The organism is Neisseria animaloris (assembly GCF_900637855.1).
GTDB lineage: Bacteria > Pseudomonadota > Gammaproteobacteria > Burkholderiales > Neisseriaceae > Neisseria > Neisseria animaloris.
On record NZ_LR134440.1, the window covers coordinates 690356 to 708604 of the forward strand.

Annotated in this window: 16 protein-coding genes and 1 tRNA gene; 9 read left to right on the forward strand and 8 right to left on the reverse strand. The window is 53.7% G+C overall.

Translation table 11 applies throughout. The annotated features are described in order from the left end of the window. Positions 1-11: 11 nt before the first annotated feature. From EL216_RS03360 to EL216_RS03375, 4 genes are all read right to left on the reverse strand, one after another. The gene (locus EL216_RS03360) at positions 12-347 is read right to left on the reverse strand and encodes a YbaB/EbfC family nucleoid-associated protein (RefSeq protein WP_004284292.1); all 336 of its coding nucleotides are present in this window, start codon (positions 345-347) and stop codon (positions 12-14) included. 218 nt (positions 348-565) lie between these two features. Continuing rightward, entirely contained in the window at positions 566-2890 is a 2325-nt protein-coding gene (gene dnaX / locus EL216_RS03365) for a DNA polymerase III subunit gamma/tau (RefSeq protein ID WP_085390386.1), read from the reverse strand. Positions 2891-3103: 213 nt separating this feature from the next. Then, a complete protein-coding gene (gene mltB / locus EL216_RS03370) occupies positions 3104-4165 on the reverse strand; it encodes a lytic murein transglycosylase B (RefSeq protein ID WP_085390521.1) in 1062 nt (353 codons plus the stop codon). Between the two features lie 69 nt (positions 4166-4234). After that, positions 4235-6589, reverse strand: coding sequence for an MMPL family transporter (locus EL216_RS03375; RefSeq protein WP_085390385.1), 2355 nt, complete (start codon positions 6587-6589; stop codon positions 4235-4237). Positions 6590-6818: 229 nt separating this feature from the next. Between EL216_RS03375 and EL216_RS03380 the strand changes: the two genes are divergently transcribed. Both EL216_RS03380 and EL216_RS03385 read left to right on the forward strand, forming a co-directional pair. Further along, entirely contained in the window at positions 6819-7028 is a 210-nt protein-coding gene (locus EL216_RS03380; protein WP_085390384.1) for a heavy-metal-associated domain-containing protein, read from the forward strand. 34 nt (positions 7029-7062) lie between these two features. Further along, positions 7063-9234 (forward strand): heavy metal translocating P-type ATPase, encoded by a 2172-nt coding sequence (locus EL216_RS03385; protein ID WP_085390383.1) that lies wholly within the window; start codon positions 7063-7065, stop codon positions 9232-9234. Positions 9235-9272: 38 nt separating this feature from the next. Here the strand turns inward: EL216_RS03385 and EL216_RS03390 are convergent, their stop codons facing one another. After that, on the reverse strand, positions 9273-10301 hold the full coding sequence (locus tag EL216_RS03390; protein WP_085390382.1) for a hypothetical protein: 1029 nt from the start codon (positions 10299-10301) through the stop codon (positions 9273-9275). A 232-nt stretch (positions 10302-10533) separates the two neighbouring features. Between EL216_RS03390 and EL216_RS03395 the strand changes: the two genes are divergently transcribed. From EL216_RS03395 to panC, 3 genes are all read left to right on the forward strand, one after another. Continuing rightward, positions 10534-10609, forward strand: a tRNA-Thr gene (locus EL216_RS03395). Between the two features lie 118 nt (positions 10610-10727). Further along, entirely contained in the window at positions 10728-11516 is a 789-nt protein-coding gene (panB, locus tag EL216_RS03400) for a 3-methyl-2-oxobutanoate hydroxymethyltransferase (protein ID WP_085390381.1), read from the forward strand. A 65-nt stretch (positions 11517-11581) separates the two neighbouring features. Further along, positions 11582-12415: a pantoate--beta-alanine ligase gene (gene panC, locus EL216_RS03405; protein ID WP_085390380.1), complete on the forward strand. Its 834-nt coding sequence runs from the start codon at positions 11582-11584 to the stop codon at positions 12413-12415. 60 nt (positions 12416-12475) lie between these two features. Here panC and EL216_RS03410 read toward each other — a convergent pair whose 3' ends face one another. The 3 genes from EL216_RS03410 to EL216_RS03420 all read right to left on the reverse strand — a co-directional run bounded on the left by EL216_RS03410 (position 12476) and on the right by EL216_RS03420 (position 14982). Next, positions 12476-13249, reverse strand: coding sequence for an FKBP-type peptidyl-prolyl cis-trans isomerase (locus EL216_RS03410; protein ID WP_085390379.1), 774 nt, complete (start codon positions 13247-13249; stop codon positions 12476-12478). A gap of 180 nt (positions 13250-13429) precedes the next feature. Beyond that, positions 13430-14113: a 4'-phosphopantetheinyl transferase family protein gene (locus tag EL216_RS03415; protein ID WP_232005261.1), complete on the reverse strand. Its 684-nt coding sequence runs from the start codon at positions 14111-14113 to the stop codon at positions 13430-13432. After that, a complete protein-coding gene (locus EL216_RS03420; RefSeq protein WP_085390378.1) occupies positions 14098-14982 on the reverse strand; it encodes a LysR family transcriptional regulator in 885 nt (294 codons plus the stop codon). Before EL216_RS03420 ends, EL216_RS03415 begins: the two co-directional genes overlap by 16 nt. Before the next feature lie 327 nt (positions 14983-15309). On the opposite strand from EL216_RS03420, the gene EL216_RS03425 reads away from it, so the two are divergent. From EL216_RS03425 to EL216_RS03440, 4 genes are all read left to right on the forward strand, one after another. Beyond that, a complete protein-coding gene (locus EL216_RS03425) occupies positions 15310-15624 on the forward strand; it encodes a DUF485 domain-containing protein (RefSeq protein ID WP_085390377.1) in 315 nt (104 codons plus the stop codon). 4 nt (positions 15625-15628) lie between these two features. Then, positions 15629-17305 carry a cation acetate symporter gene (locus EL216_RS03430; protein WP_085390376.1) on the forward strand — a complete coding sequence of 559 codons (1677 nt, stop codon included), beginning with the start codon at positions 15629-15631 and terminating at the stop codon, positions 17303-17305. 104 nt (positions 17306-17409) lie between these two features. Continuing rightward, positions 17410-17769 (forward strand): hypothetical protein, encoded by a 360-nt coding sequence (locus EL216_RS03435; protein ID WP_085358822.1) that lies wholly within the window; start codon positions 17410-17412, stop codon positions 17767-17769. A 3-nt stretch (positions 17770-17772) separates the two neighbouring features. Further along, complete coding sequence (locus tag EL216_RS03440) at positions 17773-18195, forward strand: protein YgfX (protein ID WP_085390375.1); 423 nt, start codon at positions 17773-17775, stop codon at positions 18193-18195. Positions 18196-18249 lie beyond the last annotated feature (54 nt).

Here is an 18249-nt window from a genome sequence, read left to right on the forward strand (position 1 = left end):
CGGCAAAACCGTTAACGGAAAAAGTCGCCCATTCCGGCAGGCAGTCCTTGGGTGAACGCGCCCATGGTTTTGTTGGTGGTTTCTTCGGCTTTATTGCCTGCGTCGTTGATGGCGGCCAGCACCAAATCTTCGAGCATTTCTTTATCGTCGGCCGCTTCTTTAATCAAATCTTCGCTGATGTCGATTTTGCGGACAACGTGGTTGCAGGTCATGGTTACTTTAACCAAGCCGTTGCCTGCTTCGCCGTTCACTTCGGTTTCAGCCAGCTTGGCTTGCGCTTTTTTCATGTTTTCCTGCATTTGTTGAGCCTGCTTCATCAGGCCGCCTAATCCGGCTTTTCCGAACATGGTTTTACTCCTGGTTAAAAAGGGTTTGATGATACCTTTTGAATGGGAAGACGGCAATACGGCGCGGCTTTTCAGAAGGGTTTATATAAGCCTGCACACGGCAGCCGGCAAACCAACAGTAATATCAAACAGAATATGAACGTTTCAGGCCGTCTGAAAGTGAGCTTTGCGCACTTCGCTAAAACTTTTAAATGCTGTTTTCAGACGGCCTCGATGCTTTATTCCTGCGACTCGGCCAGTTTGAGTGTGTCGGGCAGCCACTCGGCTTCAAAAAGGTCGAGAATCTGCCGTGCGGTTTGGTCGGCCTCAAGCAGGTCTTGCGCTTTTTGGCGGCCTTCGAGTTGCAGGCGTTTGCTGCGCATGGCAGGGGTTTCCCAACCGGCATCGTCGCGCCACGGCTCGGTTTGCAGCTTCAGTTGCAAACCGTAGGCATCGGCAAGGGTGTTTTGGATTTTGTCGAGACGCTCTTTATTGGTAACGGCGCGAGCCTCGCCCGATAGTGACAACAGCATCAAGCCTTTTTCGGCATCGTAGCCGGTCCAGGCGGCGTGTTGGGTCAGCATTTGCGCCGCGCCGAGTTTGGCGGCAAAGCGTTTGGCGATGGCCGCCCAGTTTTCGGGGGCGAACTCGGGCAGCGGGGTGAAGCCTGCTTCGTCTTCATCGTCGGGCGGCGTTTCGTCCTGCTCTGTTTGTGCATTATCCGTTTTTTCGTGGTGTTCAGACGGCATCACCGGCGCATCGTATTCGGGATAGCCGTATTCTTCGGGAAAATACGGCGGCTCGTCTGCATCGGGATAAGGCGGCACATCGGCATATTCGGGCGGATAATCCGAGGCCGTCTGAAAAGCGGTTTCGGCGGTTTCAGACGGCATGGTTTGCGGGCTGTGCACTTCGCTTAACGGAGAGGCCGTCTGAATATGGGCCGTGCTTGCTGCCGGTGTTGCCGCTTCGGCCTCAAGGCTTTCCATGCTTTCAGACGGCATGGCGGCTTCGGGTTGGCCGGTTTGAGGCGTTTCAGGTGCGGTTGGTTCTTGTGCGGCAATTTGTTCGCCTGCCGTTTCAGACGGCTTTACTGTCGGCATTGAGGCCGTCTGAAAATGCTCTGTTGCCACGGCAGGTGTTTCCTGCGCGTGATTGTGCAAAGGTGCTTCTTCTGCCTGAGCCGCTGTTTGCGTTTCAATTTTTTCAGACGGCCTGATCTCTTCGGAAGCCGTCTGAAAGCCGTTCTCTGCCGTTTCAGGTGTTTGCGGTGCATCTTCCCACGGCGGGGTGTCTTCTGCCTGAACAACCGCATCAGGCTTTTCAGACGGCCTCACAGCGGGTGCGGGCGGTTTTTGGGCGGCAGGCGGTGTAGTTTGTGTTTCAGGCAGAATCAGCGGCTTTTTTGCGGCAGGTTCCGCCGCTTCGGGGTTGTGCAGTTGCGTGCCTTCAATCACGCCGTCGGGGTCGTGCGCTTTCGCGGCAATCGGGGCGAACGCGAGCATACGCAACAGCGTCATCACGAAACCGGCGTATTCGTCGGGCGCAAGGCTCAAATCCTGTTTGCCATGGATGGCGCACTGGTAGTAAAGCTGGATTTGTTCGCCGCTTAAATATTGCGATAAGCGCAGCAGCGTTTCGTGTTCGGGGTCGTCGGCAATGGCGGCAGGAACGGTTTTCGCCAAGGCCAACCGTTGCAGCAGCATAGCCAACTCGCTCAGGGCGTTGTCGAAACCGATGGCGCGGGCGGCCATTTCCTGTGCTTTGCGCAGCAGTTCTTCGCCGTCTTGGTTCACGATGCCTTGCAGCAGTTCGTAAAGATAGCGTTTGTCGACTGCGCCAATCATCTGGCGGACATCATGTTCGGTAACGCTGCCCGAACCCATCGCAATCGCTTGGTCGAGCAGGCTCAAGGCATCGCGCATCGAACCCATGGCGGCGCGGCCGAGCAGTTGCAGCGCGGGCGGCTCGAACGGAATCTGCTCCTCCGTCAGCACATGCGCCAAATGGTCGGCCACTTGCTGCGTGGTCATGTTGCGCAGCACGAATTGCAGGCAGCGGCTCAATACGGTAATCGGCACTTTGTGCGGGTCGGTGGTGGCGAGAATGAATTTTACATGCTCGGGCGGCTCTTCCAGCGTTTTCAGCATGGCATTGAACGCGCTTTTGGAAAGCATGTGCACTTCGTCGATGATATAGACTTTGTATTTGCCGGCGGTGGGCGCGTATTGGGCGTTTTCGAGCACTTCGCGGATGTTGTCGATGCCGGTGTTGGAAGCCGCGTCGATTTCGAGCAAGTCGACGTAACGCCCCGCGTCGATTTGGGTGCAGCTTTGGCACACGCCGCAAGGCTCGCCGTGGTTGGCGTTTTCGCAGTTGAGACTTTTTGCCAGAATGCGGGCGATGGTGGTTTTGCCCACCCCGCGCGTGCCGGTAAGCAGATAGGCATGGTGCAGGCGGCCTTCGTCGAGCGCATTGCGCAGGGCTTTGACAACGTGTTCCTGTCCGACCAAATCGGCAAAGGTTTTAGGCCGCCACTTACGGGCGAGAACTTGGTAAGCCATAGATTATCTTTTGTTTGAATTCGCTGAAGGAAGGCAGGTATGCGGCCGCACGGCAGGCAAGGATGCACGCGCTGTTTTTATAATCGGGCCGTCGGTTTCATGCCTTGAAGATTCGGTATTCTAACATTTTTTACCTGCCGCCAAACACATGAAAACCGCCGCCGTTATCGCACGGGCAGCGGTTTTTTTATGCACGGCGGCAATATCGAACCGTTACAAACGGTAGTTGCCGCCTACGCCGTTGGCAATATCGCGCACGGCGGTTACATACATGCGGCTGTGGTTGTATTGCCATACGGTGTAGAAGTTATTCAGGCCGATATAGTATTCATACACGCCCGGCGCGGTTTCAAGTCGGTAGAGCACGGCTTTTTCATTGTCGGCCACCACTTCCTGCGGCATCACGCCCAAACGTTTGAGTTCACCCACTGTACGGGTGAGCGCGGTTTTTTCGTCGATGATGTTTTGCAGTTCTTGCGTGATGGTGAGCGTAACCGGCACCACCATTTTGCCGTTGGTTTGCCAGCCGTGTGCTTTCATGTAGTTCGCCACCGAAGCTGCCACGTCGCCGACGTTGTTCCAAATATCGCGCAAGCCGTCGCCGTCGTAATCGACCGCATATTTACGAAAGCTCGAAGGTATAAACTGCGGCATGCCCATTGCGCCGGCATAGCTGCCTTTAAAACTGAATACGTCGCGCTTCTCTTCTTTCGCCATCAGCAGAAATTCATGCAGTTCTTTTTGGAAAAACTCGGCACGGCGAGGATAGTCGAATGCCAGCGTACTCAAAGAATCCGCCAAACGGAAGCTGCCCATATTGTTGCCGTAGTTGGTTTCGATGCCGATGATGGCCACAATCAGCTCGGCCGGTACGCCGTAGCTGCGCGCCACGGCATCGATGGTGGTTTTGTGCTGTTGGTAGAAGCGCTTGCCGTTATTGATTTTGGCTTCGCCGGAGTTGCCCGTGCGGAATTCATACCACGGGCGCGACGTACCCGGGCGGTTCATGATGTTGATAATGTTGCCTCTGTAAATCACGCCGTCGAAAAAGCTCTGCAATTCGCTTTCGGTAAACTTGCCGCTTGCCACTTCATGCGCGATAAAACGCTGCACGTCGGCGTTACCGTTGAAACCGCTGATGGCCACCGAGTCGGCCGCTCGGTCTAAAGACGGGCGTTTGGGAACGGGTTTGACTGGTGTTTCCGGTGTCGTTTGCGTGGCAGTACATGATGCCAATATCAAAGCGGCGGCCAGCAGAACTGCATTTTTTTTCATTTTCATCGAGGAATCCGTTTTCATTATCAGATGGTGTGAATGCGGAGTTTATCAAATTTGCAAAGCCCGTTAAAGCAAAGATTTTATTGCCGTTTCTTTTGAAATTTTATGCTCTTTCAACAGCCAGCCCGCAAAAATCAGATTGAACGCCACCCCTGCCGCCACGCTGATGCCGAATGCGGCCACGGCAGGCGTGCCGCTCATACCGAGCAAGGCAAACGAAATGCCCGTGGTCATGGCCGCCAACATCATCCCGCCGAGGCGGGCGGGAGCGGAATGCTTGGCGGCTACGGCGTAAACGGCATAATCCACCCCGATGGCGGAAACCAGCAGCAGGCCGAACATGGCGAACAGGCTGATCGGAATGCCCAGCCAGCCGAGCACGGCAACGGTGCAGCCGGCGGCGGCCAGCGGCACGGCCAAAATCTGTATGCTGCGCTTGGTGCCGAACATGCGCCACAGCAAAAACCACGCCAGCGCATAAGAAGCCAGCTTCAGCCACACAGCCTGATTGCGGGTGTGCAGAAACAGTTCGTTCAAATGGGCGCGTTTATCCGCCCAATGTACCCCTTCCATATTTTTTAAGACGGCCTGAACGGAAGTCGCGTCCCGAATACCGTTCAGACGCACGATAGAGGCAAAGCGGTTCGGTGAAACTTCTCCTAGATACAGCAGCTGCCAGCCTTCGGAAATCTGCGTTTGCAGGCCGTCTGAAAGCGTTTGCGCGGGCATTTCGGCAGCTTCCTGCAAGGCTGCACTCATGGCTTCGTCGGGCACGCCGATTTCACGCATGACCGCCCATGTTTCCGACCGTTCAGACAAGCCGCGCAAACGGTTTTGCAGCGATTTCTGCTCCGACACCGGCATTATCCATTGGTCGAGCGATTGGATACCGGCGAGTTTCCGTTGCGCCATCAGCGGCTGCAAACGGCTGTGCACTTCGGCATTGCGTTGCAGCAGCGCATCTTGGTTTCCGGCCTCGACCAGCACATATTGGCCGCCGAATTCCGTGCCGCTCAACTCGCCGATTCTGCGTGCCTCCGCAAGCATTTCAGGCGACAAAGCCGTCCATTGGCGGATGTCGTCGCGCCAATCGCTGCGCCACAACCCGAACGCAGCCAACACCAGCAACACTGCCAGCGGCAGCGGTTTGAACACCATGTTTTTCAGACGGCCTACCGTTCGATCGAGGCCGTACATCATTGCCGTAAACGGCACTTCTTTGCTGCGGTAATGCTTAAACAGCACCGGCAGCCACAGCACTGTCGCCCCGAACGCGCCCACCAGCGCAAAGCCCGAAAACACGGCAGTCTGGCGTAACACCGGCAGCGGCGTAAACCACAGCAAAGCATAGCCTAGCACGGTAATCAGCAGGCTCACAGCAAAAGTCGGCAGCACATGGCGCATGGCAGGCACCGGCCGCCAACCGCTTTCAGACGGCCTTCCGGCAAACACCGACGGAGTCAGCCAATGCAACGGAAAATCCGCCAGCATACCCACTAAGCTCGTGCCGATCACAATCGTTAAAATATGCACTTCGCCGAACACCAGCAAAGCCGCCGCCAGCCCCGTGAGCAACCCTGCCGCTAAAGGCAGGGTAAGCCAAAACACACGTGCGCTGCGGAACACCCACAGTAACAGCGTAAACGTCAGCAGCAGCCCCGCCACCGCCATCAGGCGGCTTTCACGTTCCGCTCCCGCTTTGGCCGCTGCCGCAAACACCGCCCCGCCCGCACTCAGCGTTTCCACTCCACGCTGCGCCGCCATTTCACGGCTGCGTTCCAACAGCGACAACAGGCCTGCACTGCCGTTGGCGATGTGGTTGCTTTCTGGCAGCCTGCCGCGCAACCATACCCATGTTTTGCCGTTTTCTTCGCTGAACAACATGCCGTTGTCGGCGTTCCACTGCAAACGGCTCTGCGGTGCGGCACGTTCCATCACAAACCGCCCGAAACCCAGCCAATCCTGTTCCAAGGGCAGCGGCGACACAGCGGAAAACGGATTCACCACCGCCTCGGCACGCGCTTGGAAATACTGCTGCGGGTTATCCGCAAGCAATTTCCGCTGTTCGGGCGGCAGCACCGCCAGCCCCAACCGCCGAACATCTTGGCGGATTTGCGCCAAGTCGGGCGAAGCGCTGCTGTCCACCTCTGCAAATACCCCGCTTTTGCGCCATGCTTCGGCAATGTCGGAGGCCGTCTGAAAAGCCTTTTCCGCATCATCACTGCCTGCAAGCAATACCACTTGGCCGTTCAACTGCTTTTCGATAAATTTGTCGGCCGTTTCCAGCAGCACGTCCGGCGTTTGCTCCGCCGGCAGCAAGGCGGTCAAATCGGTTTGCAGCCATGTGCGGGTAGCAAAGGTATAAGCGAGAAAAGCGGCAAGCAGCAGAATGGCAAGCGTGTAAAGATAGCGGAATTTCATATTGGGCAAAGGCCGCCTTTTCAGACGGCCTCAAGGCTTGGAAAGGAAAACAACAAAATTATATAGCAAAGAAACTTAAATTTTGCCACGGCGTTGCCGCACCCGGCTTAAATAAACCCTTCAAACGGCCCGAACTCTTTACTTCGCTTGTAAACTTCTTGACCCCGCCCCTATATTAAGGTTTATAGTTCTTCAGAATCACTCAACGATATTTATCAGGAGAATTTCTATGGAAACCATCAACATCAAAATCGGCGGTATGACCTGCGGCGGCTGTGTGAAAAGTGTTACCAAAGTGCTGGAAGCATTGAACGGCGTAACAAAAGCCGAAGTGGATTTGGCATCTTCCTCTGCACAAGTCACGTTTGATCCGGCAAAAGTGCAAACTGCTGCTTTAATCGAAACCATTGAAGATGCAGGATTTGACGCGGCTTTATAAGGCCGCCTGAACATATCGATAAAGAGTTTCCGCCATGCAACAAAAAGCCCGTTTCCAAATCGACGGCATGACCTGCCAAGCCTGTGCCAGCCGTATCGAAAAAGTGTTAAACAAAAAAGATTTTGTTCAGACGGCCTCGGTGAATTTTGCCGGCGAAGAAGCGCAGGTCGTGTTCGACGACAGCCGCACCGATGCCGATGCGCTGATTCATATCATTGAAAAAGCAGGCTTTAACGCTATGCTGAAAACCGACGCTCTGCCGCGAATCGAAGCAGAAACGCATATCGGCTGGCGGCTGTGGTTGTTGCTGGCGATTAACGTGCCGTTTTTGTTCGGCATGGCGGGCATGATGATCGGGCGGCACGATTGGATGATGCCGCCGGTGTGGCAGTTTGTGCTGGCGAGCATCGTGCAGCTTTGGCTGGCCATTCCTTTCTATAAAAGTGCGTGGGCGAGCATCAGGGGCGGGCTGGCGAATATGGACGTGCTGGTAACGGTCGGCACGGCGGCGATTTACCTCTACTCGGTATTTATGCTGTTTTTCCACCCGCACGCGCATCACGGCGACATGGCGCATGTGTATTTTGAAGCGGGCGTGATGGTGGTGGGCTTTGTGAGCTTGGGCAAATTTCTCGAACACCGCGCCAAGAAAAACAGCCTCAACAGTTTGGGATTGTTGTTGAGACTCACGCCGCAGCGGGTCAGCGTGCAGCGCGGCGGGCAATGGCAGGAAACACCGCTCGACCAAGTGCAGATAGGCGATTTAATCCGTGCCAACCACGGCGAACGCATTGCGGCGGACGGCACGGTGGAAAGCGGCAACGGCTGGGCAGACGAAAGCCATCTCACCGGCGAATCCAACCCCGAAGCCAAAACCGTGGGCAGCAAAGTGCTGGCAGGTGCGGTGATGACCGACGGCAGCGTGGTTTACCGCGCCGAACAGCTCGGCAGCCAAACCCTGCTCGGCGACATGATGGCGGCTTTGTCCGAAGCGCAGGGTAGCAAAGCGCCGATTGCGCGCATTGCCGACAAAGTGGCGGGCGTGTTTGTGCCCGTGGTGGTAGGAATTGCCGTGTTAACTTTTTTGATTACATGGTATGTGAAAGCAGATTGGGTGACTGCGTTGATAAACGCCGTGGCCGTACTGGTCATCGCCTGCCCGTGCGCGCTCGGCTTGGCCACGCCCGCCGCAATGATGGTCGGTATGGGCAAAGCGGTGAAGCACGGCATTTGGTTTAAAGATGCCGCAGCTATGGAAGAAGCAGCCCATGTGAACGCGGTGGTGCTGGATAAAACCGGTACGCTCACGCAAGGCAAACCGCAAGTGGCGGCGGTGTGGTTGAGGCCGTCTGAAAAAAACGCCGCGATAGACGAAAACGAACTCTACCGCCTTGCTGCGGCAGTCGAACAAAACGCCACCCATCCGCTGGCCGCAGCGATTGTTCAGACGGCCTTATCGCGCGGCATCGACATTCCCGAAGCCCGAAACGCACAAACCGCCGTCGGCGCAGGCATTTCCGCCGAAATTGACGGCGCGGGCTTAGTGAAAGTGGGCAAACCCGATTACTGCAATCTCGTACTGCCCGACAACCTTGATTCCGTATGGCGCATTGCTACCATCGTGGCCGTGTCGGTCAACGACCGGCCCGTCGGCGCGTTCGCCCTTGCCGACGCGCTCAAAACCGACACACAGGAAGCCATAGGCCGTCTGAAAAACCACGGCATCGACGTTTACATCATGAGCGGCGATAACCAAAACGTGGTCGGCTACATCGCCGGACAGCTCGGCATCGCCCACGCCTACGGCAACATGAGCCCGCGCGACAAAGCCGCCGAAGTGCAAAAATTGAAAAACGCCGGCAAGGTGGTTGCCATGGTCGGCGACGGCATCAACGATGCCCCCGCGCTCGCCGCCGCCAACGTGAGCTTTGCCATGAAAGACGGCGCCGATGTCGCCGAACACACTGCCTCCGCCACACTGATGCAGCATTCCGTCAACCAAATGGTCGATGCCCTGCTGATCTCCCGCGCCACTTTGAAAAACATCAAACAAAACCTGTTTTTCGCCTTTGTCTACAATACTTTGGGCATACCGTTGGCCGCACTCGGCTTTTTGAATCCGATTATCGCAGGCGCGGCAATGGCGATGAGTTCAATATCTGTACTGGGGAATGCCTTGAGATTAAAGCAGGTGAAAATCCGATAACGCATCGAACGATGTTTTCGTGCCTCAAACGCCGCCGGTTAAAAATAAGCATCTTTACGGTTGCTCTTGCCGAACACCGCTTCATGCGCCCGTCGGATACACAAGCGGTTGTAAACAATACGCTGGGTATGGTTGTTATCGACCACCGTAACCGGTATATCGGCACGCGGACGAAGCCGTTCGGCAAAATTTTCTTCAATGTTGCGCCAATGCAAGCTTTGCAGATGCACAATCGCAAACATATCGGCGGCAACACTCACGCCCACGCTGAGCGTTTTTTCCGAATACTGCAAACAATAGCTGCTGTCGGCAAAAAAACAGTAGCCCGATTGATCGGGATAACGGTATAGCTCGATTTTTACCGCTTCGGGTTGGGCAAACAGCGCGGCAAACAAACGTTCAAACAGCGACGGCTGCAATACGCCCTCGCTGAGCATGCCGTAGAGATTGGCCAACCAGCGCGTGTAACCGTCGGGCGTAAAGGCAAATTTTTTCAAAATCTTCCTCAAACGCGGTTGCGGCCTCTGTGCAATCAGCGTAACAAATTCGGTGCTGATGTGCGGCAATTGCGCAAGAATGGCCTGATGCAGCCTGTGCACAAACAGATTATTGTGATTGTAAGGATTACGCAGAATGCCGAGCAATTTGAGCTGCAACACGCGCCATAAGGTTTTCGGCACTTTCTGCCTGCCCTGTTCGAGATGGCGCAAATAGCAACAGGCTTCTTCATAACCGCCTTCGTGGCGGCTGAACCAGTCTTCCAGATTATATTGAATGCCGCCTGAGCCTTCGACGAAAGCCAGCGTATAAAGATTGTTTACTTCCAGATTGTTTTCGATGTTGACGCTGTCCGCCCTGCCGCGGCAACGTTCGCTGAATAACGACAACGGCCAGCGGTAAACGTTTTGGTTTTGCGGGTTGACATGGGAATTGAACGCATGCTGCCGCTGCTCGGTTTGTGCAATGAAATGGTGGCCTTTGGTGGGATTGGCCGTCAGCAGCGCATACGGCTTCTCCTCGCTTTCGGGCGGTTCGCAATCGCTGAGAATAAAAGCATGTTTCATCATTTTTTCAGACGGCCTTATTATCCGAACAAAACATCATAACAAAATGATTGGTTATCTTACGGCATACCGCTACCGTTATCTGCTATAAGCCTTTTCACTGCACCGACATCACTCCGACAGGCCGTCTGAAAAATAATTCACCGACAAAACAATACCTTCAAAAAGTTTTTAAAATTTCCGCCAAAACAGCTTGCCAAAACCAAACAAGATAGGCATAATGCGCACTTCTTCAGCCGGTATAGCTCAGTTGGTAGAGCAGCTGACTTGTAATCAGAAGGTCCCGAGTTCGACTCTTGGTGCCGGCACCATAAAACAAAAACAGCCTGATCCCAGCGGTCAGGCTGTTTTGCTTTGCTTGAAATTTTGCCGGGAATCTCCATAATTAATCCCGTTTAAATTAAACGCCGTCTGAAACGGAGCCTCATGATGATTACTGTCAACACACTGCAAAAAATGAAAGCAGAAGGCGAAAAAATCGCCATGCTCACCGCCTACGAAGCCAGCTTTGCCGCCTTGATGGACAATGCCGGCGTGGATGTTTTACTGGTAGGCGATTCGCTCGGCATGACCGTACAGGGGCAAGCCTCCACCCTGCCCGTTTCCCTGCGCGATATGTGCTACCACACCGCAGCCGTCGCCCGCGGCACGAAAAACGCCATGATCGTGAGCGATCTGCCCTTCGGCGCATACCAGCAAAGCAAAGAGCAGGCGTTTGCCGCCGCTGCCGAACTGATGGCCGCCGGCGCGCACATGGTCAAGCTGGAAGGCGGCGTATGGATGGCGGAAACCACCGAATTTCTGCAACTACGCGGCATTCCCGTTTGCGCCCATATCGGCCTCACGCCGCAATCGGTACATGCTTTCGGCGGCTATAAAGTGCAAGGCAAAGGCGACAAAGCGCAAGCGTTGCTGAATGATGCCAAAGCGCACGACGAAGCCGGTGCCGCCATTATCTTGATGGAATGCGTGCCCGCTGCCCTCGGCAAACAAGTTACCGAAACCGTGAGCAGCCCCACCATCGGCATCGGCGCGGGCGTGGATTGCGACGGGCAAGTATTGGTGATGCACGACATGCTGGGCGTATTCCCCGGCAAAACCGCCAAATTCGTCAAAAACTTTATGGAAGGCCAAACCAGCATACAGGCTGCCGTAGCCGCTTATGTTGCCGCAGTCAAAAACAAAACCTTCCCTGCCGCCGAACATACTTTTTCATAATGTGAACAGGCCGTCTGAAACCTTACTTTTCAGACGGCCTTATTCAGTTGAAGGATAAATCCTCCATGAAAATCATCCATACCATCAAAGAATTACGCGAATGGCGCAAAACCGCAGGCCGTGTGGCGTTTGTGCCTACCATGGGCAACCTGCATGAGGGCCATCTGGCTTTGGTACGCGAAGCCCGTCAACGCGCCGATCATGTGGTGGTCAGCATCTTCGTCAACCGCCTGCAATTCGGCCAAGGCGAAGACTTCGACAAATATCCGCGCACTTTGCAGCAAGACGCCGACAAGCTGTCTGCCGAAGGTGTGAGCGTGGTTTTTGCTCCCGATGAAAAAGAACTGTATCCGAACGTAGAACAACGTTACAACGTTGAGCCGCCTCATCTGCAAAACGAATTATGCGGCAAATTCCGCCCCGGCCATTTCCGCGGCGTAGCTACCGTGGTGAGCAAGCTTTTCAATATCGTCGAACCCGATACGGCCTGTTTCGGCAAAAAAGACTACCAGCAGCTTGCCATCATCAAAGGGCTGGTTGAAGACTTAAACATCAACGTGGAAATCGTGCCCGTCGATACCGGCCGCGCTTCAGACGGCCTCGCCCTCTCCAGCCGCAACCAATATTTAAGCGAGCAAGAACGCGCCGAAGCTCCTCGCCTCTACCGCGAGCTTCGCACCATTGCCGAAGCAATACGCAACGGCAATCTGGCCTACGCCGAATTGGAAAACGCGGCCATACAGCATTTAACCGATACGGGCTGGTCGGTCGACTATGTTGAAGTCCGCCATGCCGGCAGTCTTGAAATCGCTCATGCCGGCGATAAAAATCTAGTGGTTTTGGCCGCCGCGCGCTTAGGTTCTACACGCTTGATCGACAATATCGAAATACATCTGTAAACCAACAAAAAAGGCTGTCTGAAATCTTATTCAGACGGCCTTTTGTTATTGGTGCCGAGCTTATTTGCCCGCAGATGCTTTTTCTACTTTCAACAGTTTCACATCAAAAACCAAGGTCGAATTCGGGCCGATTTTTTCGCTGACGGCATTCTCTCCGTAAGCCAGCTCGGAAGGGATGAAGAATGTATATTCACTGCCTTCTTTCATCAACTGCATACCTTCGGTCCAACCTCTGATTACTTGGTTCAGAGGGAAAGTGGCCGGTTGGCCGTGCTGTTTGCTGCTGTCGAACACCGTGCCGTCGATCAGGCGGCCTTCATATTCAACAGTAACCAAATCGGCGGCTTTCGGCTGTACACCGGTGCCTTCGGTTTTAACTTTATACTGCAAACCCGAAGCTGTGGTTTTCACGCCTTCTTTAGTGCCGTTTTCTTTCAGGAAGGCCTGACCTTTTTCCAAATTGGCTTTGGCATCCGCAATTATTTTAGCCTGTACTTTCTGCTGTTGCTCGGCAAGGAAAGCCATCATCACTTCCTGAGCTTTTTGTTCGGTCAATTTCGGCTCTTTGCCGTCGAGCATGGTTTGCAGAGCTTCGTTGAACGCTTTGAGATCCACTTCCGTGCCGGCATCTTTCACCTGTTTCAACGAACGGCCGATGTCCATACCCATTGCATAGCTGGTTTGCTGGATAGACGAGCTGAATTCGGATGCCACCGCAGTTTTGTCTCCCGAAGCCGCCTCACCGCCGGTCGGTTTGTTTCCGTCTTTATTACATGCTGACAATGCAAATACGGCAGCCAGCGCCACCATACCCAATTTAAAAGTTTTATTCATGCTGTTCGCTTTCTGAGTAAATGAAAAGATGAAATGGTAATTATAGCGGAGTTTCTGTTAATTAAAATTAAGGCCGTCTGAAACTGTGTTTTTTCAGACGGCTTTTACAAAACGGTTATTTTTCAAACAATCGGGCGGATGGCCGCCGTTCCCAAAAGCCGGCACGGATATGCATTTACTCTAAATTTTAGATGGCTTTTCAAACACTTGAATATCAACGGGCTGCTGCCCCTGCCGTCTGAAACCACCGAAATATTGCCACTGAACCTGCATATTTTCCATTTGCCAAACGCATGCGGCTACCCAATCGGCACACACACAGGAAACGCCATGCCAATTTCCGTGAGGCGTTTGCAGGCAAACCGTTCCGTCCGGCAGCCAAGCCATGCCCGCTTGCGGCAAATCGGCGGGGAAATCCAAGCCGGCGGCTTTCACCAACGCTTCTTTCAACGTCCACAAACGGTAAAAATCAACGGCCCGCCATCCGCGCTGTGCCAACCATTGCCGCTCCCCGTCGTTGCACACCCAAGCAGCCAAAGCGGGAAAATCGCGTATACGGATTTTTTCAATGTCCACACCGATTTTTATATTTTCCTGCGATGCCGCCAGCAATGCCGCACCTTTGCTGTGTGATAACGACCGTACCGGCGCTTCGGCCTGCTGCTTCAAAAAACGGCTTACCCGCCAATCCGCCCGATTCTCCAATGCGGGCTGCCTGCCGACACGGGCGGCATCGCTTTCATTGAGCCGTGCGGTGCAATAACGGGCGGCACATGATTCGTCCGCCAACATCAGGAAAACGGTAACGGGCGGTTCGTGCGGACGGTTGTCGAGGCCGTCTGAAAACGCTATGTCAACTGCCACACGCTCTCCACACAGTTTTTCAGCAGGTTCAATACCGGGTCTTCATCGTATTCGTCCAAATAAATAAAGTGCAACGGCAGTGCTTGGCGGTATTCTTCAATGATTTTTATAGGCCTGCCGCTCTTGCGGGCGGATTCGGCTTTGTGCTCCGGTACCATGGCCACACCCGTGCCTTCGCATACGAGGTCGATGATGGTTTGCGGGTAATCGCAAATAATCTGATGTTTGGGCGAAATTTTATGTTCGCGCCAAAACTGCTTCATGTGTTTGCGGCTGCCGGACACGCCCGACATTTCAATCCATGCGCATTTTTCCAAGCTGGCAGGCAAGTCGGCGCACACTTCTTTTGCCTTTTCCGCCGGACAAATCAACGAATAGTGGATGTCTTCAAGAAAAATGCTGCGCAGGCTGCGGTGGATAACGGGGCCGAGAAAAAAGCCGCCGTGCAGTTGTTTGTCGAGCACGCGCTGTTCGATTTCTCCGCTCATACCGTATTGGATATGCAGTTGGATATCGGGTTCGCGTTTCAGAATCTGCCGGGTGAGGCGGGTGATTTTTACGGGTGAGGCGGGATGGATCAAGCCTAATTCGGCATGCTCGACATAATGTTCCGAAAGGGTTTTGGCAAAACAATCGAGCTTATGGTGATGTTGCAGCAGAGATTCGGCTTCGGGCAGGAACACTTCGCCGGCAAGGGTGAGAGCCATGCCGTTGGTGGTGCGTTTAAACAGGGTAACGTCCAGTTTTTTTTCGAGCGCTTTGATTTGGGCCGATACCGCCGGTTGCGAAAGATGCAGGCGGTCGGCCGCCTGTGTGAGGTTGCCGATGTGGGCGACAACAGTAAAGGTTTTCAGTTGTGTGTAGTCCATAGTTCCTCTATCAGATTTCTTTATTATCTACTGATTTGATAATGACTTTGTAATGCCTGCGGTGTTCCGCATGTTTTGTTCTTTGCGCTTTTTAACATATTTCGAGGCCGTCTGAAAGCTTTTATAGGGTAAATTTTCTTTTCAAATCAAATTACTTACTGTTTGCTATCAGCAAAACGGATTGAATCTATCAAAAAATAAAATTAGCCAGCCGTTTTATTTTTCATTTTTAATGGCCCTACGTTTGATTGCCCGAATGCATATCTTTGCAGCTGTTATTCCAACAATTTCAAAGAATAGCAAAGGGTTTTTACAAGGAGAAGAAAAATGGATAAGCAAACAGCCGAAAGGGTGCTCCAACACCCTAAATTCCGCCGCATGGCACACCAAAAGGCTCTGATCGGATGGGGTTTTTCAGCAATCGTTTTTTTTATGTACGTTCTTTACATTTGGATGATCGGCGAATCGCCGGAAACATTTGCCCGCCCCGTATCCGAAGGCAGCATCACCACTTGGGGCATTTACGCCGGTTTGTTTGTGATTATCTTTTCGTTCATCACCACAGGAATTTATGTGAGCATTGCCAACGGCAAATTTGAAGACATGACTAAAGAAGTTGTGCGGGAAGTTGAGGGAGAATAAACGCATGAACAAATTATTAATCACCTTATCCGGTCTGCTGGTTTCGGGCAGCGTATGGGCCGATGCCTTCAGCGGCGAAGTGGAAAAACAACCTTTAAACATCGCGGCCATCGTGATGTTCCTGATTTTCGTGGGTGCCACCCTGTTCATTACCAAATGGGCGGCCAAACAAAACAAATCCACCAAAGACTTCTACACCGCCGGCGGCGGTATTTCCGGCTTTCAAAACGGCTTGGCGATTGCCGGCGACTACATGTCTGCCGCATCGTTTTTGGGTATTTCCGCCATGGTGTACACTACCGGTTACGACGGCCTGATCTACTCCACCGGCTTCTTGGTGGGCTGGCCGATTGTATTGTTCCTCGTGGCCGAACGTTTGCGTAACTTGGGCAAATTTACCTTTTCCGACGTAGTTGCCTACCGCCTGAAACAAAAACCCGTGCGCGTGTTTGCGGCCAGCGGCTCGCTGCTGGTGGTGATTCTGTATCTGATCGCGCAAGTGGTGGGTGCGGGCAAACTGATTCAGTTGCTGTTCGGCATGAGCTACACTTCCGCGGTGATTATCGTGGGCGCGCTGATGGTGGCGTATGTATTGTTCGGCGGTATGTTGGCCACCACTTGGGTGCAAATCATCAAAGCCGTGCTGCTGCTTTCCGGTGCGACTTTCATGGCATTCATGATTCTGAAAGCCAGCGGTTTCAGCTTGGAAGGTATGTTCCTGAAAGCCACCGAAATCCATGAAAAAGGCACGGCGATTATGGCGCCGGGCGGCTTGGTGTCCAACCCGATTGATGCGCTCTCGTTGGGCTTGGCCTTGATGTTCGGTACGGCCGGTCTGCCGCACATTCTGATGCGTTTCTTTACCGTACCCGATGCCAAAGAAGCGCGTAAATCGGTGTTCGTGGCCACCGGCTTTATCGGCTACTTCTACCTGCTGACCTTTGTTATCGGTTTCGGTGCGATTATTTTCGTTACCAAAGACAACCCGCAATTCTTTACCACCATGATTCAAGACGGCAAATCCGTTGTGGAAATGATCGGCGGCACCAATATGGCGGCGGTGCATTTGTCCGGCGCATTGGGCGGCAACCTGTTCTTGGGTTTTATTTCGGCCGTTGCGTTCGCTACCATTTTGGCGGTGGTTGCCGGTTTGACCCTCTCCGGTGCCTCTGCCGTCAGCCATGACCTGTATTCTTCGGTTATCCGTCAAGGCAAAGCCACTCAAGAAGAAGAAATGCGCGTATCCCGCTTGGCCACTTTGGGCTTGGGTATTTTGGCGATTATCTTGGGCATTGCGTTTGAAAACCAAAACGTAGCGTTCATGGTGGGCTTGGCGTTCGCACTGGCGGCTTCGGCCAACTTCCCGATCTTGGCTTTGTCGATGTTCTGGAAAGGCCTGACCACACGCGGCGCGGTTATCGGCGGTTTCTTAGGCTTGTTGGTTGCTTTCGTGCTGATTATTTTAGGCCCGACCGTTTGGGTGAAAGTGTTGCACAATAAAGAAGCCATCTTCCCGTACAGCAACCCTGCCCTGTTCTCGATTCCTCTGGCCTTTATCGCAGCTTGGTTCTTCTCGATTACCGACAAATCGAAACAGGCCGAATTGGATAAAGCAGGCTTCGAAGCTCAATATGTACGCTCGATGACCGGTATCGGCGCGGCGGAAGCCAGCGACCACTAATAAACATCTTTCCATAGCATAACAGGCCGTCTGAAAACGATATTTCAGACGGCCTCAATATTGAGTACAATGCCGTCTGAAACAAACGCCCGTAAGGAAACTTCATGTATTTTGTAGACCGCACCGCCGTGGTGCTGAAACCCACCGCACACTTTCTGGCATGGCTCAAACAGGCCGACGACAACATGCCCGATTTAACCATCGAACAAATCCGCAGCAACTGCTCGGTATTTCTCGTGCCGCAATTTGACGAACCCGAAGCCGTGGTTTCCTATTTCGACGAGCGTTACCAGCAGATCTTTGAAGCCGAAATCGCCGGTTGGGACATCCCCAAAAACAAATGGCCCGAAGACATGAGCCTGAAAGCATTTTGGGAATATTTCGAAGTGGAAATCCACGATATGGTGCTGGACATGGAAGATGCCGACATGACCATCAGCCCCGTGTTCGACAACATGATGTAAACCATGCAGGCTTTTCAGACGGCCCTCAAGCCCTCGAAAACCGGCCTCGTGCTCACCGTTTTACTGCACATCTGGGCGGCCGCCGCCTGTTTGTTTGCCTTTTACGGCGCGTTCCGCATCGTCGGCCTACTGCTTTTATCCGCCGCATTCGCATGGGCTTGGCAGACGCAAAAACTGCGCCGACACGATGCCGTACACAAAATCGCCGTCAGCAGGCAGGGAAAAGCCGCCGTTTTCGTCGGCAGCGAACAAACCGCCTTTACCGCCGGCCTGTGCGCAGGCAGCCTGATTTCCCGCTACGCCCTGTTTTTAAAATGGGACTTGGGCGACCGGCAGATTCGGCAGTTCATTCTGCCCGACATGACCGACCGCGAAAGCTACCGCCGCCTGCTCGTATGGGCGCGCTGGGGGCAACCGAAAACATAAACAGGCCGTCTGAAACCCGCTCTGCGTGTTTTCAGACGGCCTCACACACCAACG